Annotated in this window: 11 protein-coding genes and 3 tRNA genes; 4 read left to right on the top strand and 10 right to left on the bottom strand. The window is 42.2% G+C overall.

Annotated elements, in window-relative coordinates; translation table 11 throughout:
* Positions 1-66 precede the first annotated feature (66 nt).
* Both sir and HWQ40_RS04665 read right to left on the bottom strand, forming a co-directional pair.
* On the bottom strand, positions 67-1,983 hold the full coding sequence (gene sir, locus HWQ40_RS04660; protein WP_292775259.1) for a sulfite reductase, ferredoxin dependent: 1,917 nt from the start codon (positions 1,981-1,983) through the stop codon (positions 67-69).
* A gap of 239 nt (positions 1,984-2,222) precedes the next feature.
* On the bottom strand, positions 2,223-2,762 hold the full coding sequence (locus HWQ40_RS04665; RefSeq protein ID WP_292775260.1) for a hypothetical protein: 540 nt from the start codon (positions 2,760-2,762) through the stop codon (positions 2,223-2,225).
* A 394-nt stretch (positions 2,763-3,156) separates the two neighbouring features.
* Here HWQ40_RS04665 and HWQ40_RS04670 point away from each other — a divergent pair, with 394 nt between their 5' ends.
* On the top strand, positions 3,157-4,098 hold the full coding sequence (locus HWQ40_RS04670; protein ID WP_292775261.1) for an ADP-ribosylglycohydrolase family protein: 942 nt from the start codon (positions 3,157-3,159) through the stop codon (positions 4,096-4,098).
* A 27-nt stretch (positions 4,099-4,125) separates the two neighbouring features.
* Here HWQ40_RS04670 and HWQ40_RS04675 read toward each other — a convergent pair whose 3' ends face one another.
* From HWQ40_RS04675 to HWQ40_RS04690, 4 genes are all read right to left on the bottom strand, one after another.
* Complete coding sequence (locus tag HWQ40_RS04675) at positions 4,126-5,838, bottom strand: gamma-glutamyltransferase family protein (protein WP_292775262.1); 1,713 nt, start codon at positions 5,836-5,838, stop codon at positions 4,126-4,128.
* Between the two features lie 85 nt (positions 5,839-5,923).
* On the bottom strand, positions 5,924-6,922 hold the full coding sequence (locus HWQ40_RS04680) for a transposase (RefSeq protein WP_292775264.1): 999 nt from the start codon (positions 6,920-6,922) through the stop codon (positions 5,924-5,926).
* A 21-nt stretch (positions 6,923-6,943) separates the two neighbouring features.
* Positions 6,944-7,795, bottom strand: coding sequence for a hypothetical protein (locus HWQ40_RS04685; protein ID WP_104908316.1), 852 nt, complete (start codon positions 7,793-7,795; stop codon positions 6,944-6,946).
* Positions 7,796-7,935: 140 nt separating this feature from the next.
* Positions 7,936-8,595: an Npun_F0813 family protein gene (locus tag HWQ40_RS04690; protein ID WP_292775265.1), complete on the bottom strand. Its 660-nt coding sequence runs from the start codon at positions 8,593-8,595 to the stop codon at positions 7,936-7,938.
* A gap of 357 nt (positions 8,596-8,952) precedes the next feature.
* Between HWQ40_RS04690 and HWQ40_RS04695 the strand changes: the two genes are divergently transcribed.
* Positions 8,953-9,025: transfer RNA gene (locus HWQ40_RS04695), tRNA-Arg, on the top strand.
* Positions 9,026-9,064: 39 nt separating this feature from the next.
* Complete coding sequence (locus HWQ40_RS04700; protein ID WP_334981524.1) at positions 9,065-9,292, top strand: group I intron-associated PD-(D/E)XK endonuclease; 228 nt, start codon at positions 9,065-9,067, stop codon at positions 9,290-9,292.
* A 61-nt stretch (positions 9,293-9,353) separates the two neighbouring features.
* On the opposite strand, the gene HWQ40_RS04705 is transcribed toward HWQ40_RS04700, so the two are convergent.
* From HWQ40_RS04705 to nadA, 4 genes are all read right to left on the bottom strand, one after another.
* A complete protein-coding gene (locus HWQ40_RS04705; protein WP_292775267.1) occupies positions 9,354-10,520 on the bottom strand; it encodes a tyrosine-type recombinase/integrase in 1,167 nt (388 codons plus the stop codon).
* 185 nt (positions 10,521-10,705) lie between these two features.
* A tRNA-Thr gene (locus HWQ40_RS04710) sits at positions 10,706-10,777 on the bottom strand.
* Between the two features lie 87 nt (positions 10,778-10,864).
* A tRNA-Tyr gene (locus HWQ40_RS04715) sits at positions 10,865-10,950 on the bottom strand.
* A gap of 124 nt (positions 10,951-11,074) precedes the next feature.
* On the bottom strand, positions 11,075-12,049 hold the full coding sequence (nadA, locus tag HWQ40_RS04720; RefSeq protein ID WP_292775269.1) for a quinolinate synthase NadA: 975 nt from the start codon (positions 12,047-12,049) through the stop codon (positions 11,075-11,077).
* A gap of 149 nt (positions 12,050-12,198) precedes the next feature.
* Between nadA and HWQ40_RS04725 the strand changes: the two genes are divergently transcribed.
* Positions 12,199-13,119, top strand: a complete 921-nt coding sequence (locus HWQ40_RS04725) for a TIGR04168 family protein (protein ID WP_292775270.1) — start codon at positions 12,199-12,201, stop codon at positions 13,117-13,119.
* Positions 13,120-13,189: the final 70 nt, after the last annotated feature.

Here is a 13,189-nt window from a genome sequence, read left to right on the forward strand (position 1 = left end):
TGCGAGAGAGACACAGATGGATTTATCTGTGTCTCTCTTTGATTTTATTATCTTCAATTTTTCGGCTTACGAAACAGTCTGGAAGTAAGCTTCTAGCGCTTCACTCACCAACTGAGTCATCGGCTTACCTTGACTTTCTGCTACTTCCTTCAGCTTGCTATAAACCTCTTCTTTCAAATTGACTCGATGGCGCGATTTGTTTGCACCATTAGCTGTTTGGGGTTCGTAGCTAGCAGCAAATTCGCGGATGGCATCAAAACCAACGCGATCGCAAAAATCACCGAAGCTTTCCTTTGATTTGCGAGATTTCTTAAAGTAAACAAAAATCGGCTCTAAGAAGCTTTCCAAGTCATTATGGTGCAGCTTATCTGTGTAAGGTTGTGCCAGTCGAGTCTGATTTGGCGAACCCCCTAACCATAATTGGTAAGATTCTGGAGCGCTACCGACAAAGCCCAATTCTGCTAAGTAGGGACGAGCGCAACCGTTGGGGCATCCTGTCATCCTTACTACAAAATGCTCTTTTTGTAAACCAACTTGATCCAACAGAGTGCGAACTCTTTCCAAAATACCTGGTATTGCCCGTTCTGATTCCGTGATTGCCAAGCCGCAAGTCGGTAAAGCCGGACAAGCCATTGCATACCGCACTAGAGGTTCGATTTTACTGGGGTCGTCTCCGACACCGTGACGGCTGAGAATATCTTGAATAGCTTGCTTGCTATCTGGTTCGATATCGTAAAAAATCAGGTTGTGGTTGGGTGTCAGACGGATGGGCAACTTGAACTGGTCGACAATTTCCCGCAAAGCGGTTTTCAGTTGAAACGAACCTTCATCTTTGATTCGACCATTGTCAATGGAAATTCCTAAGAATAGCTTGCCATCACCTTGTTCATTCCAGCCGAGAAAGTCGTAATATTTAAACTCTGGCAGTGGTTTGAAGGCTTCGACTGGTTTCCCGAAATATTCTTCAACTTGAGCGCGGAATTTATCTACGCCCCAATCGTTGATTAGATATTTTAATCTGGCATGACGACGATCAGTGCGATCGCCATAATCTCTTTGGGTAGCAACAATCGCTTTCACTATGTCGTAAACGTCATCCTTCGCCACATAACCGATGGCGTCTGCTAACCTAGCGAAAGTTTCTTCTTTACCGTGGGTTCTACCTAAACCACCACCAGCAAAAATATTAAATCCTTCTAGCTGTTTCTTTTTATTAGTAATTACTACCAACGTCAGGTCTTGAGAATACAAATCAATCGAATTATCCCCTGGCACCGTCACGCAAATTTTGAACTTGCGCGGCATATAGTGCGTGCCATAAATCGGTTCTTCGTTGTCATGGATAATTGTGCCATTCCCATTGCGCTGTCGTGCTGCTTTTACCTCTGGGTTCTCTTGAGCACTAATTGCTTTTTCCCCATCTAGCCAAATTTCGTAATAAGCGCCTGTCTGTGCTGACAGCAAATCAGCAATATTCTGAGCATACTCCCAAGCATACTGATACTCTGGGCGATTCTTAAAAGGGGCTGGTGGTGCCATCACGTTGCGGTTGATGTCGCCGCAAGCTCCTAAAGTCGAACCCAAATTATTGACAATCGTGGCAATTGCTGATTTAAGATTTTTCTTTAAAATACCGTGCAGTTGGAAACCTTGACGGGTAGTTGCTCGTAATGTGTGGTTGCCATACTCATCAGCGATTTTATCTAAAGCCAGATACAGCGGCGGCGGTACTAAACCACCTGGATTTTTTGTCCGCAGCATAAACTGGTAATCTTTTTCCTGTCCCTTGGTGCGGTTGTCACGGTTATCCTGCTGGTAAGAACCGTGAAACTTTAAAAGCTGTACCGCATTTTCAGTAAAATGGGTAGTGTCTTGAAGAATCTCAGTTGCTACAGGTTCACGCAAAAAATTACTATTTTCCTTGATTCCTTCTACTTTGGAAGGCTTACGGCTAGCGATGGGGGAAGGAGCAGATTTAACCATTAGACTTGTATAGTATTCTCAATAAAGCATTAGTAGACGCCGAATCAGCACCCTTCGGCTACTTGATCCCCGGTAATCCGGCCGGAATAATGAGGAATGTTTTAATTTTACCACGGCAAAAGCTGGCTTTGTCAGTGATGTAATACTTAACAAAACCAGCTTTTTGGAGTAGTGAGTGAAGAAGTGCTGAGTCCTGAGTATTAAGTAAAGTATAAACTGACTGAGGACTCAATAATCTTTTATTTGAAGCGATAACCAATACCACCATTGATGCTAACAGCAGAAGCATCGCTATTTTGGTAAGCACCAAGTCCTACTTTGGCATTAGTGTAGACGAGGAAATTGTTAGCAACTTCTGATTCAACACCAGCACCTACCACTACTGAATCTCTGTTACCTATAGGAGTTGGTGAACCATCTTTCTCTACAAAAGAATAACCACCAGTTAAATAGGCATTAGTTCTATTAGCAATGGGCACATCCACAGAAAGTTCTGGGATGATGGCACTCGTTTTATCACTCCAAAGGACATTACCGCGTGCAGAAAACGGCGTATTTCCTAATTTCGCGCGACCTGTGACATTACCACCAAAGGTAGCATCATCATTGATACCTTGTCCGCCACTGGTAACGCCAGCTGCAACACCAGCACCAACATAACTAGCATCAGTACCCTTTTTGGTTTCAGCAGAAGCTTGACCAGCTGATAGAATAAAAGGAGCAACTATTAAGGAAGACAATGCAGAAATTGTCACGAAAGACTTGAGTAAGCGTTTCATAATTTTGACCAAATTTTGTATTTTTTACTTGTATATTCCAGGTCGAAAATAAAATGATAATGTTCCAAATGATTCCCAATTTTTATTAAATGACTGTTGTTATTAATGCATAACGCTTACAGGACAACTATCCCTTTAATTTATAAATAAGCTGTTATAATTACATCTCAATGTCTTTCCATTCTGGCTCTTTGTTCCCCCGATAGACGCTTTTAAAACTGTCACAATAATTGGAACTAAAACTTAATCGGGATATGGTAAATAAAATACCCGATTAATAATTTTTGCCGAGCTTTTCACAGATGGTGAATAAGTAGGCTGTAGCATCTGTTGCAACAAGCTATAGAAGGAATCTATAAAGTTAATTTTGAGCAATTCTTGTGGAGATTGAATAATGCTAACCGCTGCAAAAACGTTGTCTGGTTTGATGGGTTTATGTGTCGGTGATGCGTTGGGTGTGCCAGTGGAGTTTACTAGCCGTGCTGAACGAGTAAAATCTCCAGTGACAACGATGTTGGGTTATGGCACATGGAATCAACCACCAGGAACTTGGTCAGATGACAGTTCCTTAAGCTTTTGCTTGGCAGAATGCCTTTGTAGGGGGTATTCGTTGGATGCTATAGCCAATTCCTTCTGGCGCTGGTACAAGGAGGCTTACTGGACTCCCCGTGGCGATGTCTTTGATATTGGTCAAACTACCCACACAGCAATTATGCGCCTGAAACAGGGAGTTGTTCCCCATCAGGCGGGTGGTAAGGTCGAAAATAGTAATGGCAATGGTTCATTGATGAGAATCTTGCCGATGGCTTATTATCACAGAAGCTTAACTTTAGGCGAATTGCTGGCGCGGGTACATGATGTTTCGGCAATTACTCATGCTCATGCGCGATCGCAAATGGCCTGCGGCATTTATATTAGTATTGCAGTGGCGCTCTTGGAAGGGGCTGACCCGCAAACAGCTTATTTACAAGCACTGCAAGATATCCAAACAATTTATTCTGTCCGAGAATTTTTGTTAGAGAAGCCGCATTTTGGCAGAGTTTTCAGTGGTGAGATTGCCAAGATACCAGTGGAAGAAATTAATTCTGGTGGCTATGTGATTGATACCTTAGAATCATCCCTGTGGTGTTTATTAAATAGCTCGTCTTATTCTGAGGCAGTACTGAAAGCTGTCAACTTAGGCGGAGATAGCGATACTACGGCCGCTGTCACCGGTGGATTGGCGGGAATTTACTACGGAGTAGAAAATATTCCCAGACAATGGATGAACCAAATTGCTCGTAGACAAGACATTATTTACTTGGCAGAGCGCTTTGCTAGAGCTGTCTACAGCTAGTCCCGATCTAATCAAAAATCCAAGTGCTTAATATGCTAATGCTAAACCATCAGAACGAGATTCAGAAGCAGCAACTAACACTCCATTATGTCTCAGAATCATTTGACCTTTACCAAACATTATTTCAGAAGCAATTTCTTGATTATGACCTCGCTTTCTTAAGCCTGCAATAATTTCAGAACTTACACCCTTTTCTAAAAGAATCTTATTGCCTTCTAAAAATCGCCATCTAGGTGCATCTAAAGCAGCTTGAGGATTCATTTGATAGTCAGATAAATTAACTACCATTTGTAAGTGTCCTTGTGGTTGCATTGGTGCACCCATAACCCCAAAAGGCCCTAAAGGTTGATTGTCTTTAGTCAGAAAACCGGGGATAATAGTATGAAATGGAAGTTTTTGTGGTGCAACTTGATTAGGATGTCCCTCTTGTAGAGTAAATCCTGCTGCCCGACATTGTAAAGAAATTCCAGTTTCAGGTATTAAAATACCGCTACCAAATCCTTCATAGTTAGATTGAATGAAGGATACCATTAAATCTGGATCGGCAGTACATAAATAGACAGTTCCTCCTTGAGTTAATCCTGTATTAGCTAGAGTAATTGCTGTATCTTCGATTAAGGATTGACGCTGGATAGCATAATTTTTATCTAGTAGCTGATTAACAGAAACCTTCATCAAATCTGGATCGCAAACATGAGAATAAACATCAGCGAAAGCAAGTTTCATCGCTTCAATTTGATAGTGGAAACTTTCGGTTGAATTACGAGCATATTTTTCAATTTTCAAGCCTTCTAAAATATTCAGTGCCATCAATGCAGCAATTCCTTGTCCATTGGGAGGGATTTCCCACACTTGTAATTGCTTGTATTGAGTTGAGATTGGATCGCACCAAATGGGTTGATGATTGGCTAAATCAGTTTTTGTTAAACATCCTCCTGTATCAGCAGAAAAATTAGCGATCGCAGCCGCTAATTTTCCTCGATAAAAGCTTTCTCCTCCGCTATTAGCAATTTCTTTTAATGTTTCTGCAAACCATAAACTTCCCCATGTTTCTCCTGTTTTAGGAGCACGCTCGTTAGGAAAAAATACTTGCTTTAACGGCTGAAATTCTGGAGAAGTTAGAGACAGATAAATATTTTCTTGACGTTGCCAATATTGTGCAGTTATGGGAGACAAAGAAAACCCTTGTTCTGCATAACGGATTGCTGGAGTAAATAGTTGTTCAAACGGTAATTTTCCCCACCGATTCCATAATTGATACCAAGCAGAAACTGCTCCAGGAACAGTTACAGATAACCATCCTAATTGAGGAATTTTTTCCATACCTAAGTATGATTTTAAATTCAGCTGTTGAGGACTTCTTCCAGAAGCATTAAGACCATGTAATTTCCCATCCCAAACAATCGCAAACGCATCTGAACCAATTCCATTTGATGTAGGTTCAACAACGGTTAAAGCAATCGCAGTCGCAACGGCAGCATCAACTGCATTTCCTCCTGCTAAAAACATTTCTATTCCTGCTAAGGTTGCTAAATGTTGACTAGTAGCAACAGCATATTTTTTGCCTAAGATAACTCGACGGTGGGAATGGTAAGGATAATCATTGAGATTGAACTCCATAAATGGCTCTTTAGCTATGTAATGTAGCCGACGAAGATTTGTAGGAGGGTGTTTGTTTGTCCTTGTCCCGTCCAACCGCAGGGCTGTTTCACGCCCTAAAAGATGTAAAATTACAACCATCTAGGGGATGAAAAATCATGGATGCAAAGATGAAACAGCCCTGCTTTTAATTACTGAATCGATGCTCTACTTCAACTGCTAACTCCTAAACCGTAGACAAAGAATAGACCTGACCATCAATTAGCAGTCGCGTAATGCCTTTAGCTTGTAGATGAGTACGAGCCTTATGGAGCATTTTACTATCTGGAACTTTAATCACGCGATCGCGTTTAGTAGAAAAACGCTTGGCAACGCGATGATTATCAAACACCGGCAGAGTTCTTTGCTGGGTTTCCAGGCTGGGAATTTGTCCCAAGTCACCAAAGTCCTTCAGAGGTCGCGTAATTAATTCTGAGGAACGGTCAATTACCAAATAGCAAGTTTTGGGCAAATTGGCTATCGACAGTGGTAAAACTTCAACTGATGCTTCACCTGGTCTTCGTTTTGTAACTAAAGGTCTTTGCTCATCTAGGTCATCATCATCAAAGTCTTCTTCCTCAAAGTCATCATCTTCTAAATCATCATCTTCTAAATCATCCAAATCCTCGGATTCGTCGAGCAAATCTTCGCCTAGCATGTGCGCGATGACCGCCGCTCCTGGATGTTCATTCTTTAGCGGTGGGATAGGAATGCTGACTATTTCCAGCGGCTTTGACTCTGGAGTTTCTAATTTCTCTGTGACTCGGAGTTTGGGTTTCTCCGTCGCCGAGGGGCGTCGCCGCACTCGTCTACTAGCAGCAATTGACTCTGCCGTTTCCTCTGAGTAAAGTTCCTGCTCTACACGAATTATCTTACGTGGTAGTGACTCAACCTTTGGCACTTCCAAGGGTTGGCTTTCGCTGGGTGGAACTTCTATCTCCGGCTCTGATTGACTTAGCAACGGTAACTGTTCGTAGCTTACCTGTGCCCTTCCTTCAGGAGTTCTCGCAGCCCGCTTTAAAGAGACTAAGTATTCATACTCATCTTCTGGCAAAGTGCTTTTGAGCAGGCGACTAATTGTCGAGTTACTCACACCATAGCGGTCTGCCAAAGTTGAGGTTGTTTCGGCAGTCTCTCGATACAACTTAAGAATTTCTTGCTTGTCAGAGTCTGTTAATTTTCTCACGGTAGATACCAAAAATCCTTACTAAGCTCGTTTCCGTCCGCTGGTACGCCGCGTTCGTCTTAGTGATGCGTCATATTCTAAGACAGCGCCCATGCCAAATAACACTCCACTAAACACCCAAAACACTTCTAATATCTCCCCACTTTGATAATTGGGGCCTTGGGCGTATTTAAACCACATATCTGCAATGTAGAGCGAAAAGGCCGCCGCTGCAATCATTCGCCAAGACTGGGAAACTCTTCCCCCCCAAAAGGCTAGTAGCAGGGTGGTAGCAATAATTAACAAAACCACATCGCTAACTACGTAAAACCAATTCAAAATAGCGACTAGCAGTTCTGAGGGTGTTTCCTGTTGCATAGAAATCCACCATGCTAACAAACTACCGAACACTGCAATTGCTAACACAATTAGCCACTGCCATTTTTCCAGATTGATTCGCCTGGAAGCCACAGCTAAAATCATGCCTGCGCCAAGTAATAGATAAGTCAGTACAAAAAATATATCGCCCACAGACACATCCGGTTCATCTTTTAAAACTATTTCGGTATAGCCGAAGATTATCCCCCCAACGAAATAGGAAAGCATACCTAGCCCAATTAAGAGCCAAACATTTCGCCCACTGACGATTTGTGGACTCAGCCAGTTCCTCAAGCATAAGATACTGGCACCCAAATAAGCTAAAGCTTCAAAAATATTTGTGCCAATCACATACCACTCGGCTCGGCTTTCTATGCCATCGGCTCCGGGAACTTTGGCACTAAACAACAAAAAGTATAGCAGTGCTAGTACGGCCCAGCCAATATTAGCTAAGACAATGTTCTGAGTGGTGAAAATGGATTTAGAAAGGAACGAATTCTCGTAAGAGTTATTCATAAGACTTGACTATGTAGATGCACTCTGGCAGTATTTTGAGTTAAAGGACTGTATATATAGCAGTGGCTCTGCCAAATAATACACAATCGGACACCAAAAGCAAGTGCCAGTGGCAGGAATTTTGTGAAAAAATTTCCATGCTACTGCCATAGTTTACCTAGTGGCGATTGATTTAGCCAGCTGAAAAACAGCGATCGCTCGGCTTCTGGCATATCTTCTAGCTTATAAATCACTTGTTTGGTAAAATTAGCATTGCCAAAATAGGCTTTTCCTAATCGATGCAGTTCTTGTAACAGGATAACTACATGATTTTCTTGCCAATCAGGTATTTTGGCTGTCGGCAAAGGATTAGTAGATACCAAATATTTAACCGCTTCTAGGGAAGATGCTTGGGGAAATTGTTTCTGCTTGAACACCTCCGCAATATCTTTTTCAAATAATGCAGCTTGTCTAGCACCTAAAAACTCTTCAATATCGATAGAAACACCTTGCAACAGCAAAATACTGGCTTGGATTAAAATCGCCGTTTTGCCATGACCACCTGTGTCACTATCCAGCTGCTCTAAACGGATTTTACCCCAAACACTAAAGCGTTCTGGTTCCTCTAGCAAAACACAGGCTTTACCTCGGTTATCCGTTAATTCTCTCCATAAGGCTCTAGCTTCTTCCTCTTGACTAGCTTTGAAGACACTAATCAAGCGAAAAGTCTGCCCTTGATAACTGAGGATCGGCACCTGCTGATCCTTTTTTGGGTGCTGAATGCTTGATATTTCAACATCCTGCCGTTTGAGAATAAACATGGCACTAGCAAATAACTCCTCACAGGGGCACTCTTAATATGGAATATATAATGGCATTTGGCAGCATCGCCAAGGCTGAAATTACCTAGCATACTGTGGAAATAAGCCTAGCGATCGCCAGATCCTTCCCGAAGGTAGCCGCCCAGAGGGCGTTAGCCCTAACAGGCAAATAACCCCTTGACAACTCAATATATCTAAACCAATACCCCATCTGTTTCGTTTTCGGTGTAGATTGACTAACTAGCGACTAGCATCTTAGCCTTGCTAGTGGTAAATCTGCAATTTTCGATTGCTTGTTGGTAGGTGAAGACGATATAATAGTGCAGGTGACTCCTTTGGGAGCCATTATTTTGTTTTGGGCGCGTAGCTCAGTGGATAGAGCAATTGCCTTCTAAGCAATCGGTCGCAGGTTCGAACCCTGCCGCGCTCGTTTTAACTTAATATGAACCCTTAAGCACTGTAAAGTGATATGATTATTTCCTCGATTGAGGGTTCGTTATTGCTGCATCATACCAAGAACAAAGGCGATATTGCAGCTACAAAAGCGATCGCCGATCTAACACTTAAAGGATACTTGATTCTCACACCAGTTGTTTGTGAGCATTTACCTTTTGATTTTGTTGCTTACAAAGACGATAAATTTTACAAAATACAAGCTAAATATGCGGGAGATAATAGAGTAGTCAATAACCAATGACGAAGATTCAACTCGTGGCTACATCTTTAGTAAGGATGTGAGTTTCTCAACAGTGAATATACTAAAGCGGTTGAAGTTGCTCTAAAAGTTTATTATCAAGATATTTTTGTTCTATAACATCCACCGAATTATCACACCATTTTGCAACTACAGCAGTAGGAACACCTTTTGCAATTTGCTCAGATATGAAAGTATCACGACACGAATATGGTGTGGTTTGACGTTTTACTAATGGGTCTACAATTTTATCCCAAGCTCGACGTGAAAAATTCCTGTAATGTATTGATACTCCTTCTGGTGATGGAAATATTAAAGATTCCGGCTCAAGATGTTTTGGTTTGATTTCTAAAATTAATTCTTGTAGTCGTTGGTTACAATTAAAAACACGCTTTTTATTGTTCTTAGAGCCATTAACCCTCACCCTTTCACCATTTCCCACCTGAACTAATGCGCCTTGAAAGCTAATTTGAGAACAATCAGGTGTAATATGCTTCCATTGCAGACCGATAGCTTCTGATGGTCGGCATCCTGTTAAAAACAAAAACTCCACAAATGGTGAGTAATAACTGTAGCCTATACCTTTAGATGGTTTGTGATTTTTAAAAGCCTGAATTATTTTTTCTTTCTCTTCTTCACTGAAGGCGTTAGGTTGTGAATTATCCTGCCACTTATGCTTGGGAAGCTCGTTGTACATTCCTTCAAAAGGATTAAAAGTTACTAAACCATATTTAATTCCCCATTTACAAGCTGCTGAAAGATACATGAGTACATCTTTGGCTTGTGAGGTAGTTGTTTGTTGCAACAATGCAAGTCTGATTTTTATACCCTCATCCAAATTTTGATATTGACAGCGTTTGATATGTTTTTCTAGTACAGCTAGTTTATCCAGTGTTCTAGGTTTTAAAGATTGGCGCTTGTAATCAATGTACCTATCCCATAGGTCTGAAATTGTTAATATTTTCTGCTGTTCACCAGGAGTAACTATAGATAAATGTCTCTGTGGCTTGTACTTAGCCAGTGTTTTATCGAACTCGCCAGATAGAATGTCTAACTCTATCTGATGTACTTTCTGTTCTGCTAGCTGACGATTTTCTGGTGTATCAGCTAAATTCAGCGATATATACCTTTTGTTACTAGCACAGACTTGCCTTGGTAGTCTCAGCCGTAATCTATCTTGGAAACATTCAACACCTACTGATCCCTTAGAGGCTTTCTGTGTAGTGTTCATGCTCTAAATTTTAGCTATGAAAATAATGTACTCTACAAAATCATAGCCAAATCATAGCCAAAAAACAAGCTGATCATAGTCAGAATAGCCATGAATGCAAGTAAGAGACTTAGCTTTTGAACATCTAAATCTCTTAAGAAGGCTGAAACCCTTGAATTTCGGTTGATTATTTCGTTAACGCAAAAAGCCCGTGACGAGGATTGAACTCGTGACCTCACCCTTACCAAGGGTGTGCTCTACCACTGAGCCACACGGGCAAAATATAACTTCGGTTTTTTAGTTGTAAGTTACAATGCTGGGAGCTTTGCTCTTAACTCAGTCATTATAACTTATAACTTCGTAAGTGGTGGGCCGGGCTGGATTTGAACCAGCGTAGGCGCTAGCCAACGGATTTACAGTCCGTCTCCATTAACCACTCGGACACCGACCCGATTTGTCTCACGATTTAAAATCTTAGCACCATGTTTTATAATTAGCAAGTGGTTAGAAAAAATAACTTGCAGGTAGAGATCGCAACAAAACTGCGTCTCTACCTTATGGATAAAAAATACTGGTTAAACGCTCATCTCCAGCATTCGTTGCATTGGTCGCAGTGCAGCAAGGCGAATATCCTCTGACATGGTAATTTCGGGAGTACGATTTTTCATTGCCCAGTAAAGCTTTTCTAGGGTGTTTAACCGCATAAACGGACATTCGTTACAAGCGCAGTTATTCATCGGTGGGGCAGGAATGAAGTGCTTGTCAGGAGCTAGTTTTTGCATTTGGTGAATGATTCCAGGCTCCGTAGCAACGATAAATTCTTTGGTAGGGCTGTTTTGACAATAGTTGAGTAAAGCGGCTGTGGAGCCAATAAAGCTGGCATGGCGCAATACACTACTTTCACATTCTGGGTGTGCGATCGCCTCTGCTTCTGGGTGGGCAATTTTTAACTGGACAATTTTCTTTTCCGAAAAGGTTTCATGGACAACACAGCTACCTTGCCACAGTACCAAATCTCGTCCAGTCTGTTCCATGACATACCGTCCCAAATTCCGATCTGGGGCAAAAATAATCGGCTGTTCCTTCGGTATCTGCTGTACAATTTTCACAGCGTTGGAACTAGTACAAATAATATCGCTCATCGCTTTAATATCAGCAGAGCAGTTGATGTAAGACACCACCAAATGATTAGGATGCGCTGCTTTAAAAGCTGCAAACGCCTCTGGTGGACAACTATCTGCTAAAGAGCAACCAGCATTCAAATCTGGTAAAAGTACTAATTTATCGGGATTAAGTATCTTTGCTGTCTCTGCCATGAAGTGAACACCAGCAAAGACGATCGCATCCGCATTGGTTTTTTCTGCGGCTTTCGCCAGTTGTAATGAATCCCCAATAAAGTCTGCAATATCCTGAATATCCGGCTCTTGATAATAATGTGCCAGGATAACTGCATTGAGTTCTTTTTTCAGACTTTCAATGGCGGCGAACAAATCTAGTGGTAGTTTACCCAGTTGGGTTTTTTCTCGTTGAGCTAGTGCAGTGGTAAACACAGTTAGGGGGTGCTTTAAATTGCAAATTTATGTCCTGTAAAATTAATTATAGTAGTTTTTACCAAAAATAGTGGACGGTTGATATTTTGGGGTTGTATCCAAATCGGGCTGAGTTTCATATCCTGGAGATAGACGGCAAGGAAAGTGGCATGACCAGTCAGAAAACTCAATCGATAACCCTCAAAATTGCTGTAATTGGAGATGTTCACGACCAATGGGAAGTGGAAGATGGTATTGCACTCAAGCATTTGGGTGTTGACTTAGCGCTGTTTGTGGGGGATTTTGGCAATGAATCGGTGGAAGTGGTCAGAGCGATCGCCTCTCTCGATATTCCCAAAGCAGCCGTGATGGGCAACCACGATGCTTGGTACACTGCCACCGAATGGGGACGTAAGAAGGCTCCTTATGACCGCTCTAAGGAAGACTGGGTACAGGAACAACTCGATTTATTAGGCCCGTCCCATGTTGGTTACGGTAAGCTGGATTTTCCCGCTTGGAATTTAACTGTAGTGGGGGGTCGTCCCTTTACCTGGGGTGGTCCAGAGTGGAAATTCGCGGAAATCTGTCAAGAACGTTACGGTGTGACGAGTTTGGAAGAATCTGCCGATCGCATCGTTAAAGCGGTGAAAAGCGCCGCTTACGAGACGATTATATTTTTGGGTCACAATGGGCCTAGTGGGTTAGGCGATCGCCCCGAAGACCCCTGTGGTAAAGACTGGCACCCAATTGGCGGCGACTTTGGCGATCCAGATTTTGGCGAGGCGATTTCTCAAGCCTTGACTGCTGGTAAAACGATTCCTCTGGTGACATTTGGTCACATGCACCGAGATTTACGCCATACCAAGAAGGTGCAGCGCAAGCCCATCTTTAGAAGTCCAGAGGGGACAATTTACTTGAATGCAGCCACTGTGCCCAGGATTGTAGAAAATGACAGCGAAAAGTTGCGTAATTTTTCCATTGTCACCCTAGAGGCGGGTGTGGTTTCGCAAGTTTCCCTAGTTTGGGTGGGCAATGACTTCCAGGTGGCTTCAGAGGAAATTTTGTACGAGCGATCGCGTAGTGTGTCGTAGACATTCGCATCCAGTAGTGCAATCTGCGTAGATGATACGATATAGTATTATCTGTCAGCTTTAGTGCTAA

The sequence above is a fragment of the Nostoc sp. NMS9 genome (genome assembly GCF_017114995.1).
Classification (GTDB): Bacteria; Cyanobacteriota; Cyanobacteriia; order Cyanobacteriales; family Nostocaceae; genus Nostoc.